Genomic DNA, 23,704 nt, shown 5'->3' with positions numbered 1-23,704 from the left:
CGGTTTAAACAATCTGATTGCACGTTTATAAAGCGAGCATTTACAATGGTGAGCCAATAAAGAAATGTAGGCGCACAGGAATACTTTCTTCGGTCACCCCTGCAGCTACATCGACGCGTACCATTCCAACAGGAGATGCCCAGCGGATACCGACACCAACACCGACTTTTGTCTCAGTCTCAAAGTCTTTGTCATAGGCATTACCAACATCGGTAAAGAACGCACCGCGAAAGCCTGGTCTGAACTCATAGTTATACTCTGCACTACCGACCGCCAATACTTGACCACCTGTCAGATAACCATTTTCTAGCGGTGACAGGCTCTCATAATCATAGCCGCGGATGCTCTGATCACCACCTGCAAAAAAGCGCAGCTTATAAGGAACATCATAAAAATCATCCGCCCAAATATAACCACCATTCACGCTACCTAGCACTTGGTGTTTGTTGTCGTCACCGAAACTATAGATACCGCTGACACCAGCACGAACGATTGCCAAATCAGTATCACTTAGTGCTTTATCAGCACCTGCTTCAATCGAGTAATACTGACGTATACCGCGCGTCGGGTTAGTAGCACTATCCGTATCAGTCTTGTTCATACCATAGCCAAATAGCAACGCTTGCTGCTTGGGGCTGGACGAGGTAAAGCGTATCGGCAAGTCATCAAGCGCTGCTCCATCAACACCCGTCTCAAGCTCATCTAAACGATAGCGCACAGAGTAGCTGCGATTCCAGCCATTATCACTACGGATATTACGTGCTAGCGCTGCTTTTAGCGTTTTGGTAGACAGATCAAAGTTACCTTCACCTTGGTCAATGACTTCTTCTTCATAAGTAAGACGTGCGTCCAACTTATCATTGAGTGGATGATTCCAAGGGCGACTGGCATAGACCGCGACGTTTTTGCTGATTCTTGAGACCTCAGTCTCTGCACCTGCTTGATAACCCTGACGGTTAAGCAAGTTGTAATCTATCTTTGCCGTCGCTCGAACCCCTGTATCCGTACCATAACCCAAACCAACTTGAGCGTCACGGGGCTTATCAGCAGCTACAAAAACATATAGCGGTATTTTTTTGCTCGTCGCAACGTCTTGCGGCGTTTTGCGTCCCGCTAATGTCGGAGGAACGAAGTTTTCGTCGGCCAATATACTTTCTTCGTCAGGGAATATCTTTTGCGCCACGTTACTGATTGAGTCACTGATTTTTCCTAATAGATTATCAGCTTCTTGGTCTTTTTCATCTAGCACACGATCATTTGGTAGGCGGCTTAAGCGTTCTGCTTTTTGTCTTATTGCTTGTAGCTTATCGAGCGTCGCTTCATCAGCTTCAAACTCGATGGCAGCGATATCAGCTTCGTTGACCGTCTCACCACTGTTGGCAGTCAATGCGCTGTCACCTTCACCGCCAATATCGCTATTGTCGTTGAGAGTATCTTCTCTATTAGTCAGGCTAGCAAAACCATTACCATTGGCAGCATCTAAAATACTGTCGTCATTGATATCATCATCTAATGTACCGTCGCTATTGGTAGGCGTATTGTCAAACGCCAATGTACTCGCTTGACTACTATCATCAGGTGGCAGTATAGACTCGACATTCACAGTATTAAAATAACGGGTCGCTGATAAATCATTACTGAACTTTGTCACTGATGGACGATAAAACGGGTCGCCTGGTGTGAATTCGTACAATTGCTGCAGTAATGACAACTCTACTGGGAGTTTGTCAGGATCTTGTGTCAGTGTGTTGGTCTTTTCGTCATACGTAAAGAAAACCACATCATCAAACTCATAGCGATCGCCTGTGTTGTATACCAACGAGACATCAGCTTTATTGTCTGGCAAGATAATATCCACAGATTTGTTCAACCAATATTGATCAAAATATCCGTAGGTATTACTCAAAGACTCAAGCGCAGCTTTGCTACTTTTATATACACGGTGGTTGAAGATATCACCTTCTTGGGGTGGCAGCTCTGTTTTGAGCGCAACAAACTCTTCTTGCTCGCTACCTTCACCGCGAATCTCAACAATACGGCTGTCTACAAGTACAGGCTCGCCCAGCGCCTCAATAACAACGTTGACTGTATCGCGATCAGGCTGGCTCAAACGTAGGGTAACATCATAGTAGCCGACCGCTTTTGCCGCATCTAGTGCCGTCTCACGCAAGCGTGGCAATGCTGCTGTAAAATCAATAACCGACTGTACCGACGTATCATCAAGTGCAGCTTTGATGTTTTTTATCGGTTGAATATCGTTATCAGCCTCGACAAGTACAGCCTTACCATTAGGGGCATCTTCAGCTGACAGTTGCTCTAGATAGACAGTAGTTTCTACATTCGGCAGCGCCATCACACCGCCGTTGAAAAAACGATTGTAGAGACGCTTAACAATATTGCCTCTGTTACGAGCACGTGGCTTTGGTTTATCGGCTTGATCGATACTTTGATTTACCGCTTGGGTATTGCTTTCGTAATCGGGTAGATAGTCATCAGGATTGATAATTTCTGCAGGCGTACTGCCTTGATCTGATGTATCGCTGTTGCCCGCTATTATCTCATTATTGATATTATTTGCTGTATTGACACGTCCGCTACTTACAGAATCACTGACATCAATAGGACGTGCCATAATCTCAGCAGTAGCTGCCCGTTCCTCTATCGTCTCCCCTGTACCTAAGGTATCAAGATTGCTAGGTTCAGGTAGATTAGTCGCATCCAGATCAATATCCAAGCCTATAGGCGGTGTTGTATCATCTAGCGTGGCAATTGGCGCATCAAAGGCATTGCCGCCATCGAGATTGTTTATGTTGTCAATATCCTGAGCGTTTTGCAAGTCCAGCATCGCAAGCTCACGATCGATCTGCTCAGGCGTCATCATCTGATAGCCTTGCTGCTGTACGGCAGTTGCCTGCTGCAACAAATCATCATTAAAGAGGTTCGAATTTCGAAGGGTGTTGTTTTGGGAGCTGCTACTTTGAACATTGCTACTTTGAACATTGCTACTTTGAACATTGCTACTTTGAACACTGCTATTTTGAGTGGACGACTGATTAGCACCAGAGGTCTGGTTACCTAGGGTTTGTTCGTTATAGTCATCTAAGACCGACTGATCGATGATGCCTTGTTCTACGGCTTTTTTTAGACGCAACGCATCCAAGGCAGCATTTAGCTGGGTATCATCGTCTGATAGCGTAGCTGATTGATTGTCAGCAGCTTGGTTACTAACCATCTGATTGCTGGTCAATTGGTTTGTGATCCCTGTGCTACTGGTTGTTTCCGCCAATGCTACAGGGGCAATACTGACTAGACTGGTTGCTAGCGCAGTACAGAGTGCTGAGCGCTTAAAATACATACGCGGCGCGGTGACATAGACGCTTTGAATACTGGTGTTGCTTTGAATACTCACCCTATCACGCTGCTTTGTGGTTGTGTTGCGTGCTCGAGTTAAAGGGTGCTGTGTCATATCTGTGTCCTATCGCCTCACACGGCGCACTTTTATTAACGATAGCTATCGCTAAGTCTGACCGGTGAATAAGCTTATCGCAGTTTGCTGAATGAATGGTTGACTACTTTGCTCTCAATGATGGACGTTACCAATGCAAACGGTAGCACTAGAACCATGACACCATACAGACAGTTTTGATTGATAGCAGGTCGTCAACTTTACCGTCGCTCTCACCTTTTAATACAACCATATAAAATTTACAAATCATAACTTAGTTAATTATGAAATCATAGCGCAGGTTACATGTATTTTTACCTAAGCCTTGCTATTATACGGCTTAATATTCATAAAACCTATGCTATATTTTGATAAGTTTTTGATAATACTGACGATTACCATAATACTATAAGCTATATTCAGGGCTTTTTCTTACTTTATTAGCCGCGTCTCATCTGTAGGAACGTTCATGTCCAATCAGTTTCAGTTGTTCAAGCGCCGCCGTTTTAGCGCCATGTTTTTCACGCAGTTTTTGGGCGCGTTTAATGACAATATATTCAAACAAGCGCTCATATTGGTTCTTACCTATACCGCTGCCAGTCAGTTGGGTGTAGAAGTCAGTATTTTAAATAATTTGGCGGCGATGCTATTTATTCTGCCTTACTTTTTGTTTTCGGCATTGGCAGGACAGATTGCCGATAAGTATGAAAAATCAAAGCTCACACGATTTATCAAAATGCTTGAGCTGGTCATTATGGCAATCGCTGCGGTTGGCTTTGTCTTTGAGTGGTATGCGCTCTTATTTGTCGCTTTGTTTTTGATGGGTACGCACTCGACCTTCTTTGGACCGATTAAGTACGCGTATCTGCCCCAAGCTATGAAAGAAGATGAGCTGGTCGGTGCTAATGGTCTGTTTCAGATGGGTACGTCCTTGGCTATTCTTGTTGGTATGATCGTCGCTGGCATATTGACTCAGTTATCCCAATCGTTGTATTGGATCAGTGCCACGGTATTGGTTGTCGCTGTATTAGGCTATCTAGCGGCTCGTTACATTCCTAATATGCCAGCCATGCAGCCGGACCTCAAGGTCAACTGGAATATCATCACTACCAGTTTGTCCACGGTACGCTACTTATATTCACTGCCGTTTTTATTCTTTGTCATTCTTGGCAACAGCTGGTTCTGGTTCTATGGGGCGACCTTTTTGACTCAAGTACCAGAATTTAGCAAGGTAATTTTGCACGGTGATGAGTCAGTCGTTATCTTTTTATTGACGCTGTTTTCGGTCGGGGTATCGATCGGATCACTATTATGTAAATCGTTGACCAAAAATCAAGTGAGCTTACGCTTGCTGCCGTTCGGTATTGCTGGATTGAGTATCTTTGCTATTGATTTGTACTTTTCCCTATCCAGCTTAAACATAAACGTGAATAATGATGTATTGCTCGGTATTGGTGATTTGTTTGGTACGAGTGGTAGCTGGCGCGTTTTTGCTGATTTGTTCTTTTTGGGATTCAGTGGTGGTTTATATATTGTGCCTTTGTATGCCTCTATGCAGGCTTATGCCCCTAAGAGCCACCGCGCACGTATTGTGGGTGCCAACAATATCTTTAATGCGATGTTTATGGTGACATCAGCGATTTTTGCGATTGTTATCTTAAACTCACTAGGACTAAGTCTACCGCAACTATTTTTGGTCACTGGTGTGCTCAATATTGCCTTTGGTACTTTTTTATACATTAAATTGAACAAGCATATCAAACATGCCGTCATTCAAACCAATGACGAGATAACCCCATAAGAGTGATCCTATAAAAAACAGCCCTTTGAACAGGCAATATTGAACTTGGTTGGCTATAGCAATTGATAGTGCTCAAGATCATAATATTGATGCCGATAATTTGGATTGTTTGCTATAGTAATGTGCATAAAAGCTATGTATAGGATTATTGCCTGAGAGCAGTCACTAGTCTTATTTTATTGATAGAATTTAACGCCATCAGGAGTGAACCATGGCCCTGCGTTCCTTATCCAAAGTCGACCAATTACTACTTGGGGTCGACAAAGCATTACGAGCTGTCGTGCCAAACTCAAACCCCAGTGCGCGCCCGTTACCGGTGAGCAGTGATGAGATTCCTGAGCTGACCATCACTGAGGCGCGTCATGTCGCAGGATTGATGCGTATCAACCATACTGGTGAGGTCTGTGCACAAGGTCTATACCACGGGCAGGCGTTTGCAGCCAAAGACACAGATGTCAAACAAGCCATGCAAGAGTCTGCTGAAGAAGAAGTCGATCACTTGGTCTGGTGCGAAACGCGCTTAAATGAGCTCGGTAGCCATGCTAGTGTCTTTACACCGCTTTGGTATGGCATGTCTTTTGGGCTGGGTGCAGTCGCAGGGGCGATCTCAAATGAGTTTAGTCTGGGGTTTGTCGCGGAGACAGAAGCGCAGGTCAGCGAGCATCTCCAAGACCATATTAATCAGTTACCACAACATGATCAGCGCTCAAGAGAGATACTGGCACAAATGGATATTGAGGAGCTGCATCATCGCGAATTGGCTCTAGCGAGTGGCGGCGCTGCATTGTCACCACCTGTCCGCCAGACCATGCGCTGGATGGCCAATCGTATGAAAGCCACCGCTTATCATTTGTAGGTATTCGTAGATGAGGGCATCGTTGTTTTTATCACTAGTAAGGCGCGTACTGTTGAGCGTATCCAATACTAGCGATTAACATTCCTACCACAGATAGCGTAAAGCTTAATTTGCTAGGGTATTAAAAATTTGTGCGATTTGGTAGTGACGATACATCCTGATGATCAACCGACCAATGAATAAATAACGACTAAATAAATTAAACAAGGTAATGATTTCTATGAAAGCTATCTACTCCAATAATACTGCTGCCACGTCACCGAATAAGTCACCGAAGCTTGCAACTTTGACCGCCTTAGCTGCAGCCTGTACGATGATGCTATCAGCACCTGTACATGCTGCAGAAGCTGATGCTACAGCTGCTTCGGTACCCAGTGCTGTAGACTCGAGCAAGCGTGTGATTCGTCTGGCAAGGCCAGGTGCAACGGTCAGTACCGCTCAAGGTACAACAGAGTCTACTCCTTCTAATAGCACTCAGTCAGTTGGTACTCAGCCAATGATGCCGTCAACCAACGCTCAGCCTAACCGTACTCCTTTGAGCACGGCACAGGCAGCGCAGATGATGCAATCAAGCAATACTCAACCAAATCGTGTACCTGTCAGCGCCGCTCAGCCACCAGCATCACAAATGATGAGTCCAGCTAATGCTCCCGTGATCAGCGGCACCACTCGCGTCTATGAGCCTGGTCCAATGTCTGCTGCCGGTATTGATCTTCGTAGCGGTCAGTTGCCAAATATTCCAACACCGCGAGTACAGCTTTCAGATATGAGCTTTGTTAAGACCGTACTGATTCCACAGCAAACAGGTCTAGGTACTGATAAACTTGACGTCAGCTTACTTGATGACTTCATCGCAGATGTATCGCCTAATGCTCGTCACTATCCACCAAACTTCCCTAACCGCACTCAGCGCCATTACACGCGCGAAAAAATCAAAGTCTTGACTGATTGGATCGAGCCATATGCCAAATCACCAAATGCCTCTTATGACGTCTTGCTCCGTGCAGCCAAACTAAATGGTATGGGACGTAATCTAGATCTAGGCTCAGACTATACGGTACGCGGCGGACAGTATGTCGACCGTGCTATTAAAATTCAGCCAAATAGCGGCGAAGCTAACTTCTTATATGGCATGATGCTATCAGAAGGTGGCGGATTTAAGGAAGGTCAAAAGTATCTAGAAAAAGCGGTTTCTGTTGGCTATACCGAAGCTGAACAAAGCTTAGCGCAATCAGACCTACTCAGTGATCGCCGTGCTAATGCATTAGAACGCTTACGCCGCCTTGAGGGACAATATCCTAACAATACGGTTATCCCTCAACAAATTAAACTTGTTGAAGAGGGTAAGTTCTACATTTGGGATATTCCGGCACCTGACATCAATGTCAAACCCGGTGCGTAGATTGTGTCTGCAGGTTTATGGCTAAAATGAGTAAACCACAGCACTAGCCTAATACAATAGCTCCAAACAAAAAGCGCCTTTGTTCTATTAATATAACCATTAATACAAACAAAGGCGCTTTTTTGTGTCTGTTACAATAATGATTATAGCGCTCTAGTGGTTACCTCAGCTTATTCAGGCAAATACTCTCGTTTTGAAACTTACCGCTTAGTCATAGCACCTTAAATAACATAGTCTAATGTCACAAGTTGCGCTACACTCATTATAGTCAAAAGTATTTTAATTGATTTCTTCTCAAAACTACCCTTTTACTGGACTGACCTATGACTCCTGTTAGCCCTAGCAAGCATACGATGATACCCACCAATAAAAAAACGCCGTTTGTGACTTCAGTCGTATTATTGGTAGCGGCTATTCTACTACCAGCATGTAGTGTCGTCTCGGTAGAAAGACAAGCATCAGCTAAGACCATCTCAGCACAGCGCGGCAACATTGTCACTGATAATGAGCTGAGCAGCGATACTGCATCTGCCTTGTTATCTGCAGGTCTAAATGAACAAGCCTGCTTGCAGCAATTTGAGTTGTGTTTGACCCAGCTTACTGACAGTATTTTAAATAAGCACTACCGACCTGCACTGGCTATTTTTGCGGAATTGCACTACGCAAAAGCGCGCCAGCTCGCTGATTCACAAAACTGTCGTAACGCCCTTGCTCGACCGCCAATTGACCCCTATTATGCCAACGCGCCTTTAAGCGACGCTGATGCGAAAAAACAGCAAGACGCAACCAATCTATGTCTTAATAGCTACCAGGAACGACTATTTGATGCCGTAAAATCCAGCTATACCTATTTGTTTTATGACAGCTTGACCCATGACTTTGAGGGTGCCGATAAGAGTTACAGTAGTGCCCACGCACAGACTCGCATCCCAACTGACAATGATATTCAGACCCAAGATATTTATAATGCTGCTAGCAATGATGTCATCACTCAGCTTTATCGATCGACAGAAGACGCAGATAAGTTGATGAATGACACAAAGGTAGAATACCTGCCCATCCCTGCTGCTAAACGTAATAGTAGCGAGCAAGCAGCCATTGCTAATCGCGCACCGCTACAAGGCAAAGCGGTTGATCAGATCAAGGTCATGAATGTACAGGTAGATGGCTATAACCTTGGTATTTATTTGCCAAATGAAAACAACTATCTGCAAAATGCTCATAAGCAAGACTCTGCACTAGCAGATCTAGTCTCCACTTATGAGCTGCGTCTGTCTGGGCTTAACTCTGTCAGTAAACGCCCAGGTTTGGGCATCAGCTTAGTTGCTTCATTGGACGATCGTTATACCACGACCATTCGTCAGTTACTCACGTCCTCTCTATCAGGTCGATTAGCCGATGATAATAAGAATAAAACAGAGAGTGAACCAAGCACTCGCATTTACCCTACAGGTCACCTACTGCTAACAGGCCTGATAAAACCAAGCGGTGATAGCGTATTGGATGTGCTGGGTAGCCGTCAGCTCGACGTTCATTTGTACAACCCTTACCAGACCGAAACCGTCAATGTCCTCAACGATAACTATCCCTTGGCCGCCAACTTTTCAGCAGGCTACGGCATGTGGCTCGCAGAAAACCAATTGGATAGTGTCGGCTATCTGAACTTGATCACGCGTCAGCCGGAGGCAAGACTGCCTAAACTCTTTATGCTTGAGCCTTATGATCCTGATAAGCGTGTCATCATTATGCTGCATGGTCTGGCCTCTAGCCCGGCAACATGGGTTAATCTGACCAACGATATTCTTAATGACGACAAACTGCGTGACAACTACCAAGTTTGGCAGATATTTTATCCAACCAACTTACCTATTTTAGAAAATCGCTATCAAATTCAACAGTTAATCAATAGTACTTATGAGCAGACGGATCCCAATGGGCAAAACCGCGCCAGTCAGAACAGTCTGATTATCAGCCACAGTATGGGAGCACTCATTGCCAGAATGATGCTATCTGATGATGATTTGGTTGATGACTTAGACAGACTGGATGACCAAGAGGTGCTGTCCAATAGCGAAAAACGACAAATTCGTGATGCACTCAAAGCCTCTTTCGGTGAAAAAGAACTCAAAAAACGGTTTGAGCTACAGTCGTTGCCACAAGTCGATACCGCTGTGTTTTTGTCCGCACCCTTTCGAGGTACTGACTATGCAGACCGCTGGTTCACGCGTGCACTGCGCCGCATTGTCTATTTGCCAGTTGGGTTGGCGAAGACCGTCACTGACAACTTAGCCACCATTGCGACACAGGGCGATCTGGCGCAAAACCCATTAGGGGCGTTGTATTTACAAAACGGTGCCAGTCAATTAAGCAACAAGTCCTCTTTTATTGAACTGACCAAAGACCTGACGATTAATGACCGTGTGACCTATCATTCGATTATTGCCAATAATGATGCTGACATTACCCAAGGGCTGGCACAAACACAGCCAGAGGGTGTCAAAGTTGACCTATCTCAAGCAACAGAAAAAAATCTCGAAGACGAGAATGCTAGTGTCAGTGTGACAGAAAACACGTCTGATCAATCCGCTACGCCAACAGTCGCAGCGGTGACTGTCAATGATGATATTAGCCAAGCACTGACTGAACGCCTGTCAGATGGTATCGTTCCTTATACTAGCGCGCACTTAGATGGCGCTGCTTCTGAAACTATTATCAGCGGTGGTCATAGTATCCAAACCAATCCACAGACTATTTTGACGTTACGAAGAATACTTCATAAACAGTTACAAGAATGATGTATGTTTTTGTTATCTATGGGTATCTGGTAGCGTGGATCACCACACAAAAACAGGGACAGCAGCTTTCTTAAACGATATGGCTAATTTTTAAGCTATTGTTTTTTATAAAATTAATATTATTTTTCAAGGGTCATTAGAGGTTATTTTAATGACTATTAGGTACGTGACTGGCTACCTACTCGGGTTGCGTGACTATCTAGGGAAGCGCATAATATATCTATAGCACATGACTGTAATATATGAATTTATAGGGACATAAATTATTCAATCCAGCTAAACCGTGACTCGCAAGCTTAGCCACAATTTATGCCTAATGTTGCTAACGTTTGTATCACCAAAAGCCATTGCCCGTAATCATTGTCACCTTGATCTATGTACAGTTACGGACAGTTACTTGAGCGTTGTACGGAAGCCAGCGCTATTCAGCTAACAGATGAGAGTAACCGTTTATGTTCGCTACATTTATGATAGACCAGCTCGATGCGCTGATGCTCGCACGCATTCAGTTTGCTTTTGTTATCTCGTTTCATATTGTCTTTCCTGCCTTCTCTATCGGACTTGCCAGCTGGCTTGCAGTGCTTGAATTTCGCTGGTTGAGAACTGGTAATCCTATCTATGCTGAAGTTTACAAGCATTGGGTCAAGATATTTGCCGTCGTTTTCGGTCTGGGTGTGGTATCTGGCGTGGTGATGTCTTACCAGTTCGGTACCAACTGGGCTGTCTTCTCTGACAAGGCAGGTAACGTTTTAGGCCCACTACTCGCCTATGAAGTATTGACCGCATTTTTCTTAGAAGCTTCTTTTTTGGGTATCATGCTATTTGGCTGGGGACGTGTCAGCAAGCGCATGCACTTTGCCTCGACTGCCATTGTCGCCATCGGTACGCTAATCTCGGGATTTTGGATCCTGTCTGCCAACAGCTTTATGCAAACCCCTCAAGGTTTTATGATGGGTGCAGACGGTTTACTTTATCCAACCGACTGGCTTGAGATCATTTTTAACCCTTCGTTTCCCTACCGCTACGCCCATATGATGACTGCAGCATTCTTAACGACTGCCTTTGTTATCGGTGGTATTGGTGCTTACTATATCCAATCCAAAAAACACGCAGATCATCGTGAGCATGGTCGCGTGATGCTTGGTATGGCGATGATCATGGCTATCTTTGTCGCGCCAGCGCAGGTGTTGATTGGAGATGAGCATGGTCTAAATACGCTTGAGCATCAACCAGCCAAAGTGGCTGCAATGGAGGGTATTTGGGAAGATGAGCGCGGTGCTGCTCTACGACTGTTTGCGATTCCTGATCAAGAAAACCAGACTAATAAATATGAAGTAAAAATTCCTTATGTGACTGGTTTGATTCTTACCCATTCATTGGATGGTGAAGTCAAAGGTCTGAAGAACTGGGCCCCTGAAGATCAGCCACCGGTCATCATTGTGTTCTGGGCGTTTCGTATCATGGTTGGTATCGGTATGCTTATGGTACTGGTTGGCTTATTTAGTCTCTACAAATACTTTAAGAAACAACAATTTAATTCTGATAGCGTATGGTTCCACCGTGCGTGGATGATGATGACCCCGCTTGGCTTTATTGCTCTATTGTCCGGTTGGTTCGTGACTGAGACAGGACGTCAGCCTTGGACAGTATATGGGGTGATTCGTACTGCTGAAAGTATGTCTCCTCTTGCAGCGCAGCAAGTGGCTACGACACTCATTGGCTTCATTGTGCTCTATATATTTGTTTTTGGTGCCGGTAGTTTTTATATCTTACGCTTGATTGCTCAAGGTCCTAAGCCTTATACAGACCCTGCTGAAGACAACTTCTATGAGCACTCAGTAACAGAAAGCCAAGGTCGCGCATTGAGTGGCGATAGCAATCCTGCCAAAAATACTGAAGAGGACTTAGATGCGCCTGCAGATGATGTCGATGATGGAGGATTACGCTAATGTTTAACTTCGGTGATGTATTAGACTTACCTCTCATTTGGGGCGGATTGATTGCTTTATCTGTCTTTATCTATGTGCTGCTTGATGGGTTTGATTTGGGCTGCGGAATTTTGTTCCCATTTGCAGGCTCAGACAAAAATCGCAGTCGTATGATGAATTCTATCGCCCCTTTTTGGGATGGTAACGAGACATGGTTAGTGTTAGGCGGAGGCGGTCTATTTGCCGCATTCCCTGTTGCTTACGGTATTATCATGACAGGTCTCTACCTGCCTGTGACTGCCATGCTTTTCGGTCTTATCATGCGCGGGGTAGCGTTTGAGTTTCGCTTCAAGTCATCGTCGCGTCGACATGTATGGGACACTTTCTTTTTTGTAGGCTCAGTCGTTGCTACCTTTTCTCAGGGCATTATGCTTGGGGCGTTGGTGCAAGGGCTAGAGGCCAGCAACCGTCTCTATACTGGTGGTCCGTTTGATTGGTTTACGCCTTTCTCCATCGTTTGTGGATTTGCCATGATTATTGGTTATGCCTTACTTGGCTCGACATGGCTCATCATAAAAACAGAACATACCCTACAAGTATGGGCGCGTAGAGTCTCAGGCTGGATGCTGACCGCGTTAGTGGTAGCGATGATTGTTGTCACCGCGTTTATGTATTTTTCGGACATTGATGCGTTAGAGGGATGGTTTGGTTTTCCAGAGCTGCTATATCTTGCTCCTATGCCTGTCATTGCTGTGATTTTGTTCTTTATCATGCGTAAAGACTTAAAGACCGAACGTGAGTATCGTCCGTTTTTATTGACGGTTGCGCTATTTTTGATGGGTTATATCGGTGTTTGTTTTGCGCTATTCCCGTATATCGTACCGTATCAGATGACGATTTATGAGGCAGCGGCGGCGGATACTTCGCTATCATTTATGCTTATTGGCGCCGTTATCATGCTACCGATTATCTTGAGCTATACCGCTTTTGCTTACTATACGTTCAAGGGTAAATCTGATCATAATCCGATGTACTAATCGCTAATAGTGGTAAGTAACGGATCAGCTAGAAACGGTGGCTGTTATTGTTGGTAATCGATAGCCACTGTTCATACGCTAATCAGGAGAAAGATATGAAAAAGCTTAGTAAAAAACAATCTCAATGGTTATGGTTTATTGGTCTATATACAGCAGGGTTTTTAGTTGTGTTTACGATTGCACAGCTCATCAAACTTGCTATGGGCGTTTAATAAACAGCATCTGGGACTAGAGTCATTGATGTTGGAGATAAATGTCGAAACCCACAAAAAAGCAGCATTGATAATTCAACGCTGCTTTTTTGTGGGTTTTTGCTAAATTAGCTAGTCTGCTCTACCCTGGTGACTACTCATGTCATGTTGTTCAACAAAGTCATTTACTTGTGTCAGACGCTCAGGGGTGCCCACGTCTATCCAGTTATCCGTAATCACTTCAGCAGTAATCTGAAACTTAATCATCGCCTGCTTTATCAGCGGCGCTAATGCAGCAGGCTGCCCTGGTACTAATCCCTCGACCAATGCGGGTGACATCACACTAATACCTGCAAAGGTATATTTGTCTGCGTCGCCAATCGGGTGCTCACTAGCCAGACCATTATTGATCGCAAAATCGCCACCATTGTTGTGCTCTGGGTTATCAATGAGTAGCAGATGCGCGCGCTGGTCAGCGCTCAGCACATAGTCTTGTAACTGAGCGAAATTGTAGGTCGTCCAAACATCAGAGTTGACCAAAATAAACGGCTCATCTCGCAGCTTTCCTGACTGTAATGCTTGAAAAATACCACCTGCCGTCTCTAACGGTTCATCGTCCTCTACTGACCAATGCAGCGTGACTCCGTATTGCGACCCATCACCTAAGCCATCCATAAGTTTGTCAGCCAACCAAGAGGCATTGATTGTAATGTCAGTAATACCTGCTGCCTGTAATGCTTTGATGTGCCACACAATAAGCGGCTGACCACCGACCTCGACCAAGGGCTTTGGCGTCTCTAATGTTAATGGACGCAAACGTGTGCCCTTGCCAGCAGCCAAAATCATTGCTTGCGTAATCTTAGACGTAGATGTCGACATGTACGCTCCTTTTTATATTATTATTTGAGTACTCGTTATTTAAGTGCTCATTATTCAAGTAATCAGTTTAACTGATGTTTATTGTAGCGACTCATCCTAAGAAAGCGAAAGTGACGTAAATTTGTCTTGATATGCAGGCAGGACAGTCTCTTGTAGCCATTGATTGAACGGTCGAACGGCAAGCGCGATGTCGTCACTTCCTTGTTCAGCCAACCAGTTTAATTCAATAATTAGATCACGCATGACCTTGGGAATATCCGCTAGATAACGATCTTTGCCATCACGCTCAGATAATCGAATAAAAATACCCAAGACCTTTAGATGACGCTGTACACCCATGACGTTCACATCGTTTTCAAGCTGTGACGCAGTGTCTGCTGTAGAGAGTGAGTTTTGCTGTTGTAACTGCCAAAAGTCGTTAATCCATGTAGACACTTGACTCTCTGGCCATTCGACATAGGCATCGCGTACTAGCGACACCAAATCATACGTGTAAGAGCCGATCACGGCATCTTGAAAATCAATCACACCTAAACGTAATGTGTCCGCTTGGTCTTGCATCAGGTTGCGGCTATGATAGTCACGATGGACAACTACTTGTGGTTGCAACAGGATTGCATTTATCAATGCGGTTTTCAAATTCTCCCATACCGTCTCGTTTAGATCGACGCCGATATAAGGTATAAACCATTCGCTAAATAGGTTCATCTCACGATCCAGTAGCGCTGTATCATAATCTGGCAGCTGGTGCCCAGATTTTGCAGTCTCAACGGGTACCGTTTGCAACGCTACTAGTGTCTGCATTGCCAGTTGATAATAGTCGTTGATTTGCGCTGGCGCTGCGTCTGTGAGCAGATGCGCAAATTCTGTAGCACCAAAATCTTGTAGTACCAAAAATCCTTTTTCCAGATTTTGCGCGACGAGCGTCGGTACATTGATGGCAGGCGACATGAGCTTGGCGACATTGATAAACTGACGCATGGCATCTTGCTCATCAGCAGAATCCATAACAATATAGCGCGTATTTTCTGACTCATTAACTTCCGATAGTTGAATACGATGATAGCGACGGGCGCTCGCATCACCAGGTAAACTCTCCAAATTAAAAGCTTTATCTGTAAATACTTGCTGTAACCACTGCTCTAGTTGTTGTTGGCGATTGTCGTTATTGTTATCGATCATGTCAGGCTCTATAGTCATTTTATCAGTCATAATGGGTGTCGTTGGTTAAATATAAATCATAAATAATTAAAGTAGTGATAAGTCAGGCAAATACTTGCTAAAATAGCCCTGTCCTGGGCCGCAACATCAGCGCCAGTAGACGTATAAAGATATTACTTAGTATTTGATGCTCAACTGAACGCTCTATCTCGTTCACAATCAGCTTGCTTATATTATAAATTTTGGTAAATAGTGTAGCTGATTTGGTTTTTTTTGACTATGATTAGTCGTCATTATATGTAAATAGCCAAACTCTTGAGACGACGCTATCAATAAGTGATCTTTTAGCCGCTTGTTGACAGTGATGTGTTGTCGAACAGTATGGCTATGCAATTCAGTATCGCAATCCAATAGGCTCTGCAATCATAGGTGTGCCCTTGTTATATTCTCCGCTTTACCAAAGCATTCGTTTGATCTTATTTGGTGCCTTAGGCTTTTCTAGTCTATCTGTCAGTGCAGCTATCAACGATGCTGACACCCAGTCAACTGAGCCATCAATGAGCAGTGCGAGCAGCTACGCCTCTGACGACTCAGACGTTGACTCAGAGCTAAGCATCACAGCAATTAATGAAGCCGATGATACGTCATCTTTACAACCCGTAGATACAGTGGACAGTGCTCCAAAAATCAATGACACACGGGCCAGCACGACTATTACACCTAACCGCACAGTAACAGATAACCAACAGCTCGATACTAGTGATGAGAGCATTCAAGCCAGCCTCACGCGTTTGGCAGAATTTTATGAGCTCACACCAGAAACAGACACTTCTGCCTTAAATAATGTCGATGAGGTAACGATCGTCGAATCAGAGGATACCCGAAGCACCCTAGCACCAGCAGCCAAAACCATTCCAAAAGTCGGTAAAGATTTGCGGCTACTTCCAAGTGCGGTAGATAGCGCGCAGCGCTGTGAAGGGCAATGGGTCTATCCAAAGAGTAACCCTAATTACCAGCGTGCTGTGAATGAAGCTGGTGCTGCAAATGGACAACCTATTGCTGATGTAGATAGCGTACCGAATAACCAAGCGCCCCTGTTTACAGAGTCAGACTATGGTTATTACAATAATATTAATTACGCTGAACTGTCAGGCAATGTCAAAGTCGATCAAGGCACCCAGCACATTGAAGCAGAAAAAGTCGTTATTGACTTGAGTAACGGCGTTGCCGCTGCACAGGGCAAGGTTATGTTTACTGATCAGGCAACTGGAAAATCAGTCAAAAGTACGCCAAACCGCTCTCAGGCGAGCCTCAATGACAGAGCAAGGCAAGGCGGTCTGATTGGAGTCGCAGATAGCCTGAACTATAATACAGAAACTGGACAATCAACGGCCAATGATGTGGCCTTTGCTAGTGTCGAGTTACAAGCACATGGTTATGCTAAGCGCTTGAACAAACCCAACGATAGTGAGTACGAGTTGGACGAGGTGATGTTTAGTACCTGTCCGCCTACCAATCGTAAATGGCAGTTCGATGCAAAAAGTATCGATCTAAATACCGATACTGGACGCGGTGAAGCTTACGACACCACCTTTCGTATTGCTGACGTACCTGTATTTTATCTCCCCTACTTTAACTTTCCGATAGACAGCCGACGTAGCAGCGGGTTTTTGTTACCTAGCGCTAGCGTGAGTAGTGAGAGCGGTGTAGAGCTTGATGTGCCTTATTATTTTAATCTAGCACCCAATTACGACGCCACGCTCAATACTCAAATATATACCAACCGCAACCCTATGTTGTCAGGCGAGTTTCGCTACTTGACCGAAAATTATGGTGAAGGGATCGTTAGCGGCTCTTACTTGCCTAACGACAAAGAATTCAATGATGAAGATCGTAAAAGCTTATTTTATGATCACTATTGGACATCTAAAGATATTCCACGCTTGAGTGCGGATGCCAAATATAGCTACGTTTCGGATTCAGACTATCTTGACGATTTTGATAATTTAGGTTTATCAGATAACACCATTAACCTACCACGCCGTGCTCGGGTTAACTATTATAATGATTACGTCGATGGTGAGCTAAAGGTTGAAACTTTTCAGACACTAGATGCCTTTACCGATGATGGTGAGGCGTTAGAAGACAAGGACAAGCCCTATTCACGCCTACCACAGCTCAAGCTTGACTATAGACTACCGTGGGCAAAGAACTTTGACATCACTGGTGTACATGATTCTGCCTACTTCAAAAAGTCTATCGACGATGGTTCTGAAGATGAGAAGAGCGGCGCACGTATCTATAACAAACTGAGTGCTGTTTACCCGATGGAGAGATCTTGGGGCTATATTAGACCGAAGCTAAGCTTGCAACATCTCTACACCTCATATGATGAGGACAGCTTAGCAGATAATGATATTAGTGAGGAAGATGGTAGCCAGTCCGTATTCGTGCCACAAGCCAGTATTGATGCGGCGCTGAACTTCTATCAAGCAGGCTCACCTTTTGGTGCTTTTGATGACACTATGGGTGGCTACCGCTTGCTCAGCCCACGAGTCAAATACACGTACTCGCCGTACAAGAATCAAAATGACATCCCTAACTTTAATACTCGTATTGCCTCTATAAACTATGAGCAGCTATTTTCGGACAGTTGGTTCTTAGGGCATGATCGCTTGCAGGATTTGCATTCTATTACGCCTGGCGTCAATTATCGTTACATCGATGCAACGGGTGTGACACGTTTTGATGGTAGCATTGCAGAACAGTTCTATATAGATGATGGACGTGTAACGCTTGATGATGAGCAACGAGTTTTCAACTCCTCGTCTTCGGGCATGGTATGGGATACCAGTACGCAACCTTACAATAATTTTTGGGTTGATGTCAGCGGTGCGCTGACTAACGACTATGATTTGAACTATATTACGACTGAGCTACGCTATCAACCCTCAGACAATAGCTTATTCAATGTGGGCTATGTTAAACGTCAGCGCGACGAAAATACGGATCAGTTGCCATTGTCTGCTTTTACGGCCTCTGCTGTTTTCCCTATCAATAATAGCTGGCGGATATTGGCTCAAGGTCAATATGATTATAATAGTAATAAGATGCTCGATTCACTTATCGGCGTTGATTACGAAGATTGTTGCTTTGGTTTTGCAGTTTATGGTCGTCGTTACTATAATGACCTAAATGTGAAAGACGAACCAACAGAAGCAGTTATGGCAGAGATACGGTTAAATGGTCTTGGTAGTGGCAGCAGCCGCTTGACACGATTGCTCGCTGACAAAGTGTTGGGCTTTGAACCTGTTCAGACAGCATGGAAAGACTAATACACTTTTTGCTAGTGTGACCTATTATTTAGACGAATATTTGTAAGACATTACTTGAACCCCTATTATGGTCAACGCTGTCGAATAATCGATTATTAACAGTATTGGATAGCGTTGACCAACTACCATCCGATGCGATGACATTGATGAGGAGCATCATGAGATTTTTTTCTTTACGTCAAACCAGCCGCGCTGTACTGCTATCTACGGGCGCTAGCCTTGCGCTTACCTTAAGTGCTCAAGCAGCCACTGTAAAACCTGCAGCAGCACCAGCATCGTCGAGTGCCGAACAGAGCACAGCAGCTCGTTTGACACCTGCTACCAGTACAGATGGTATCGTTGCCTTAGTAAACGAAAATGCCATTCTAAAAAGTGAGCTGGTCAATGCTATTACGCAGACCCAAGCGCGTGCACGAGCAGCAGGAGAACCTATTGCCAACTCATCGCAGCTACAGTCTGAGGTGCTAAATGCCCTGATCTTGCGTGAACTGCAATTATCAATGGTAAAACGTGTCGGTGTATCGCCTGATGAAGCGGATATCAATCAGCGCTTAGCTCAGATCGCTCAAGCTGAAGGCATCAATAGCATCTCGGGACTGCAGCAACGTCTAGATGCCGCCCGTCCTGGTAGCTACGCTGCGCTGCGTGCTCAGCTTATTGAAGAGGCTTCTATCCAAGCACTGCAGCAGCGTCAAATCAGTCGCCGTGTGCGCATTAGTGAACAAGATATTGATGCCTTTTTGGCATCACCAGAAGCAAAGCGTCTAAACCAAAGTGAATATCAAACCGTACACGTCCGTGTTCCTTATATAGATGACTACAGCCGCTTGTCAGAAGCGCAGCGCGCAGAAGCCTTAGCAGTGGCTCAAAACTTACGTACTCGCCTGCTTGCGCCAAACGTCAGTGTCTCTGAAGCTGTTGCGGTAAGTCAAGGAAGCTACCCTATTCCTATTCAAGGTGGAGATATGGGCTTTCATAAAGCAGCCTCTCTACCTACAGAGTTATCGAGTAAGATAACCAAGCTTGATGTTGGCGCAGTTAGTGAGCCACTATTAACACCTGAAGGTATCGATATCATCAAATTGGCTGATAAAAAGGCCAGCGATACAATGCTCATACCGCAGTGGCATACTCGTCATATCTTGGTGAAAGTAGATGAACTTCAGACTGATGCGCTTGCTGAACAAAAAATCAACGACCTGTACGACCAATTGCGTAGCGGTGCTGACTTTGCTAGTTTAGCGTCGACTTATTCGGACGATCCAGGCTCAGCTGGGCGCGGTGGTGATCTAGACTGGGTCAGTGAAGAAGATATGGTTGGCCCATTCGAAGCCACTATGAAGAACACAGTAGTTGGTGATTACTCTGCACCGTTCAAAACTCAGTTTGGCTGGCACATACTAAAAGTCGATGGCAAGCGTGAGCAAGATGTTAGCGAACAGTATCGTCGTAATATGGCACGTCAAGCGTTGTATCAGCGCCTAGCGCCACAAGCCAAAGAAGACTGGTTACAAGAGCTACGTGCAGGTGCTTACGTCCAAGTGTTGGGCTAAATACTCATTGTTCGATTACTCGGCAATAAGTAGTAATACCAGTATCAGACAGCTTAACGAAAAAAGGGTATGTGCAGTAGCATGTACCCTTTTTTGCTACCTAAAAATGGATAATTTGTTATTGAATCATAAAGATAGCTGACAACAAACTTATTTAATATAGGTGATTGAATACCGCCAGCTATATCAGCAATACTATTATCAGAAAATCGCACACAAAGAAAAGCCCCGAACCTAGGGCGATTGGTTCGGGGCTTTGACGCTTCATATTATTGTTATTATCTCTCTTCCATGTTGACTCATCCTGAGTCATAAACAGTAACATATAAGACAGCGGGCTGACCTGTTCTTTTATTGGTACCGTCTCAACACTGCATCCTTGCGTATCCTTGTGTTGATGGAGGTATTATAGGACAATCAATGTAGTACGAATAGAAGCTAAAGACCTTATTTGACGTAAGCATATGCTTACGTTACGACAGCACCAGTTCCAGCTGCCTGTAATATTGATTATTAAGCAAAATTGCGCTGCTCTTCTCTATGCTCATCTGATACTTTTTTGCCTTCTTTTTTGCCCTCTTCTATCTTATGGTCTGCTTCTTCAACATCCTCTGCTTCGGCAGTAGGTGCATTACCCTCTTGATTACTAGTCTCCTCTGGCTCGTATTGCAGAGTGGTCATTACAGGGAAATGATCTGACCCTATTGACGGCATACGTTTGATGTCTACAACCGTAAAACAAGCACTGTGAAAGATATGGTCTAAAGCCCAGCGTAAAAACGGGTATTTGACATGAAAAGTATTGATAAAATGTCGACCAATACGAGGGTCTAGTAGACCCGAGATACGCTGAAATCGTCGCGTTGTTTTTGACCATGCCACATCGTTGAGATCACCAGCCAGTATCGCCGTTTGGTTGTTTTCTTTGATATGTTTGCCAACCATGAGCAATTCAGCATCACGCGTGGTTGATTTATCAGCTTCAGTTGGACTAGGTGGCATAGGATGTAAGCAGTATAACCAAATCACCCGTCCGCCCTGCAGACGCAGCTGAGTGTGAACAGAGGGTATGTCATCGATCATCAGATACTTAACCTCAGGATCTATCAGCTCAAGCTTAGAATACAGATGCATACCATATAGGTTGTCTAGTGGTACCTTGACCGTATAAGGATAATCAGTTTCAATCTGATGCAACGCTTTTTCCCACTTTTTATCACTCTCTAACGTGATTAAAATATCAGGCTGCTTTTGTCCAACCAACTCAACCAGTTTTTGCGTCTCATCATTAGGTGTCAGTACGTTTGATACCATAATTTTTAAGTGATGCACTTTTCCTTCTGGCTTATCTTTTGCTTTTTGAACTTCCTTTTTCCATAGCTTGGTATAAGGCAGGATCATTCTCAGCTGAAAGGCTAAAGTGATGCTAAGTATAACGAACAGCACCCATTGACCCAGCTCCCACTCTGAAGAAAACACAATCATCCCCAGCCAAGCAATAATACCAAGCACCATGATCTGAATACGTGGAAACTCAACACCACGCACCCACCAATTATCAAGCGGTATCCAGCCCCAGATCGTAACAAATGCGATGAATCCTGCTAGCCACTGTAGGCCATAATATAATAGTGAGAGATCCATAGTATGTACTAACCGTTTATTGAGAGGATAATAGAGTCAATGATGTCAGACATCGTTTGTTCAATGACGCAGTGCATCATAGTCTTAATGTGACCGAACTGACGTTAGGTAATGATGCTAGACGCTTACTTTAGCATTTCATAGGATTTTCGCCTACAAGCGAGTCATGATTATGGGACAACTGTCATAAAAATTTACAATGTCAGACCCCTTAGTATAATGAGTATGTGTGAATGTGCCGACATTCTGAGCATTATTCTACGATATCAGAAACGAGTAGATGTCTCAGTAATTTTGAATAGTGATAACCTAAAGTTATAGTGAGCATATTTAATAGTGTATAGAAAATGACCAAATAATAGCCAAAACGCCTTGCTTTTTTGTGCCATTCACGGCATTGTTATCGGTTGATGACGCAACAAATAATTGTAAATAGGATTGAATTTCATGAGTAATTTAACAGTAGGCTTGGTAGGCTGGCGCGGTATGGTAGGGTCAGTATTGATACAACGTATGCAAGAAGAGAATGACTTCAACGGTATCACGCCTGTGTTTTTTTCGACCAGCAATGCGGGTGGCGATGCACCAAAATTTGATGGTATTGAGACCGGTCAATTAAAAGATGCTCATGATATTGACGCACTCGCTGCTTGTGACGTGGTTATTACCTGTCAAGGTGGTGACTATACCTCAAAAGTTCATCAACCACTGCGTGATAGCGGTTGGAGTGGCTACTGGATTGATGCGGCAAGTACCCTACGTATGAAAGATGAAAGCATCATCATTCTTGATCCCGTCAATCTCAATGTTATTGACGATGCCCTAGCTGGTGGCAAAAAAGACTTTATCGGTGGCAACTGTACCGTATCATTGATGCTGATGGCCATCGGCGAGCTGTTCAATAGAGGCTGGGTTGAATGGGTCAGCGCAATGACGTATCAAGCGGCAAGTGGCTCTGGTGCCAATAACATGCGCGAGCTGATTTCAGGCATGGGTGTCTTGCATGACGCTGTACAGGATGAGCTGGCCAATCCTGCGAGCGCTATCCTTGATATTGATAAAAAAATCGCGCAAACTCAGCGCTCAGCCGACTTTCCTACGCAGTACTTCGGTGTACCGCTTGCAGGCAGCTTGATCCCTTATATCGATGTTCAGTTAGAAAACAAACAATCAAAAGAAGAGTGGAAAGGTGGTGTTGAAACCAACAAGATCTTGGGCAATGATGACGCAAGCACCATTCCTATCGATGGTATGTGTGTACGCGTGGGCGCCATGCGCTGCCATGCACAGGGCCTAACCATCAAGCTCAAAAAAGACATCCCACTAGAAGAGATCGAAGCGGCGCTCAAAAACAGTGGCAACGAATGGTTGGACTTAGTCGAAGATGACAAAGAAGCCACTATGAATCGCCTCACCCCAGTGGCAGTAACTGGGACACTAACTGTTGCGCTAGGTCGCCTGCGTAAACTTAATATGGGTCCTGAATATTTGGGCGCATTTACTGTTGGTGATCAGCTACTATGGGGCGCAGCAGAGCCATTACGCCGTATGCTCAACATCATCCGTGAGCAAAACAGCTAAACCAGCTGGCTAAAAATTGAACACAAAAAAGACAGCAATGGCTGTCTTTTTTTGATTAATAATCGAGATAGTATAGGAAACTAGTAGCATTCCTTT

14 protein-coding genes are annotated in these 23,704 nt (G+C 44.5%); 10 read left to right on the top strand and 4 right to left on the bottom strand.

Going from position 1 to position 23,704, the window contains the following annotated elements:
- Positions 1 to 40 precede the first annotated feature (40 nt).
- Positions 41 to 3,466 carry a BamA/TamA family outer membrane protein gene (locus NJD71_RS01020; RefSeq protein WP_319050067.1) on the bottom strand — a complete coding sequence of 1,142 codons (3,426 nt, stop codon included), beginning with the start codon at positions 3,464 to 3,466 and terminating at the stop codon, positions 41 to 43.
- A 448-nt stretch (positions 3,467 to 3,914) separates the two neighbouring features.
- Here NJD71_RS01020 and NJD71_RS01015 point away from each other — a divergent pair, with 448 nt between their 5' ends.
- The 7 genes from NJD71_RS01015 (at position 3,915) to NJD71_RS13980 (ending at position 13,476) form a co-directional block, all read left to right on the top strand.
- Positions 3,915 to 5,246: an MFS transporter gene (locus NJD71_RS01015; RefSeq protein ID WP_319050066.1), complete on the top strand. Its 1,332-nt coding sequence runs from the start codon at positions 3,915 to 3,917 to the stop codon at positions 5,244 to 5,246.
- Positions 5,247 to 5,463: 217 nt separating this feature from the next.
- On the top strand, positions 5,464 to 6,102 hold the full coding sequence (gene coq7 / locus NJD71_RS01010) for a 2-polyprenyl-3-methyl-6-methoxy-1,4-benzoquinone monooxygenase (RefSeq protein ID WP_319050419.1): 639 nt from the start codon (positions 5,464 to 5,466) through the stop codon (positions 6,100 to 6,102).
- 220 nt (positions 6,103 to 6,322) lie between these two features.
- On the top strand, positions 6,323 to 7,504 hold the full coding sequence (locus NJD71_RS01005; RefSeq protein ID WP_319050065.1) for a tetratricopeptide repeat protein: 1,182 nt from the start codon (positions 6,323 to 6,325) through the stop codon (positions 7,502 to 7,504).
- A gap of 323 nt (positions 7,505 to 7,827) precedes the next feature.
- A complete protein-coding gene (locus NJD71_RS01000; protein WP_319050064.1) occupies positions 7,828 to 10,299 on the top strand; it encodes an esterase/lipase family protein in 2,472 nt (823 codons plus the stop codon).
- 452 nt (positions 10,300 to 10,751) lie between these two features.
- A complete protein-coding gene (locus NJD71_RS00995; protein ID WP_442967625.1) occupies positions 10,752 to 12,248 on the top strand; it encodes a cytochrome ubiquinol oxidase subunit I in 1,497 nt (498 codons plus the stop codon).
- Positions 12,248 to 13,264 (top strand): cytochrome d ubiquinol oxidase subunit II, encoded by a 1,017-nt coding sequence (gene cydB, locus NJD71_RS00990; protein WP_319050063.1) that lies wholly within the window; start codon positions 12,248 to 12,250, stop codon positions 13,262 to 13,264. The genes NJD71_RS00995 and cydB overlap by 1 nt, the downstream gene beginning before the upstream one ends.
- Before the next feature lie 95 nt (positions 13,265 to 13,359).
- A complete protein-coding gene (locus NJD71_RS13980) occupies positions 13,360 to 13,476 on the top strand; it encodes a DUF2474 domain-containing protein (RefSeq protein WP_423725573.1) in 117 nt (38 codons plus the stop codon).
- Between the two features lie 111 nt (positions 13,477 to 13,587).
- Here NJD71_RS13980 and murU read toward each other — a convergent pair whose 3' ends face one another.
- The gene (murU, locus tag NJD71_RS00985; protein ID WP_319050062.1) at positions 13,588 to 14,334 is read right to left on the bottom strand and encodes an N-acetylmuramate alpha-1-phosphate uridylyltransferase MurU; all 747 of its coding nucleotides are present in this window, start codon (positions 14,332 to 14,334) and stop codon (positions 13,588 to 13,590) included.
- Between the two features lie 96 nt (positions 14,335 to 14,430).
- Positions 14,431 to 15,546, bottom strand: coding sequence for an aminoglycoside phosphotransferase family protein (locus tag NJD71_RS00980; RefSeq protein ID WP_319050061.1), 1,116 nt, complete (start codon positions 15,544 to 15,546; stop codon positions 14,431 to 14,433).
- Positions 15,547 to 15,932: 386 nt separating this feature from the next.
- On the opposite strand from NJD71_RS00980, the gene lptD reads away from it, so the two are divergent.
- On the top strand, positions 15,933 to 18,830 hold the full coding sequence (lptD, locus tag NJD71_RS00975; RefSeq protein WP_319050060.1) for an LPS-assembly protein LptD: 2,898 nt from the start codon (positions 15,933 to 15,935) through the stop codon (positions 18,828 to 18,830).
- Between the two features lie 158 nt (positions 18,831 to 18,988).
- The gene (locus NJD71_RS00970; RefSeq protein ID WP_319050059.1) at positions 18,989 to 20,383 is read left to right on the top strand and encodes a peptidylprolyl isomerase; all 1,395 of its coding nucleotides are present in this window, start codon (positions 18,989 to 18,991) and stop codon (positions 20,381 to 20,383) included.
- Positions 20,384 to 20,896: 513 nt separating this feature from the next.
- Here the strand turns inward: NJD71_RS00970 and NJD71_RS00965 are convergent.
- Positions 20,897 to 22,027: an endonuclease/exonuclease/phosphatase family protein gene (locus NJD71_RS00965; protein WP_319050058.1), complete on the bottom strand. Its 1,131-nt coding sequence runs from the start codon at positions 22,025 to 22,027 to the stop codon at positions 20,897 to 20,899.
- A 447-nt stretch (positions 22,028 to 22,474) separates the two neighbouring features.
- Here NJD71_RS00965 and asd point away from each other — a divergent pair, with 447 nt between their 5' ends.
- Positions 22,475 to 23,608 (top strand): aspartate-semialdehyde dehydrogenase, encoded by a 1,134-nt coding sequence (asd, locus tag NJD71_RS00960; RefSeq protein WP_319050057.1) that lies wholly within the window; start codon positions 22,475 to 22,477, stop codon positions 23,606 to 23,608.
- The last annotated feature ends 96 nt before the right edge of the window (positions 23,609 to 23,704 follow it).

Origin of the sequence: Psychrobacter sp. PP-21, assembly GCF_033790785.1 — a bacterium.
Taxonomy (GTDB): Bacteria; Pseudomonadota; Gammaproteobacteria; order Pseudomonadales; family Moraxellaceae; genus Psychrobacter.
Note: the sequence above shows the minus strand (reverse complement) of the source record. Positions and strands in the feature narration are given on the sequence as shown.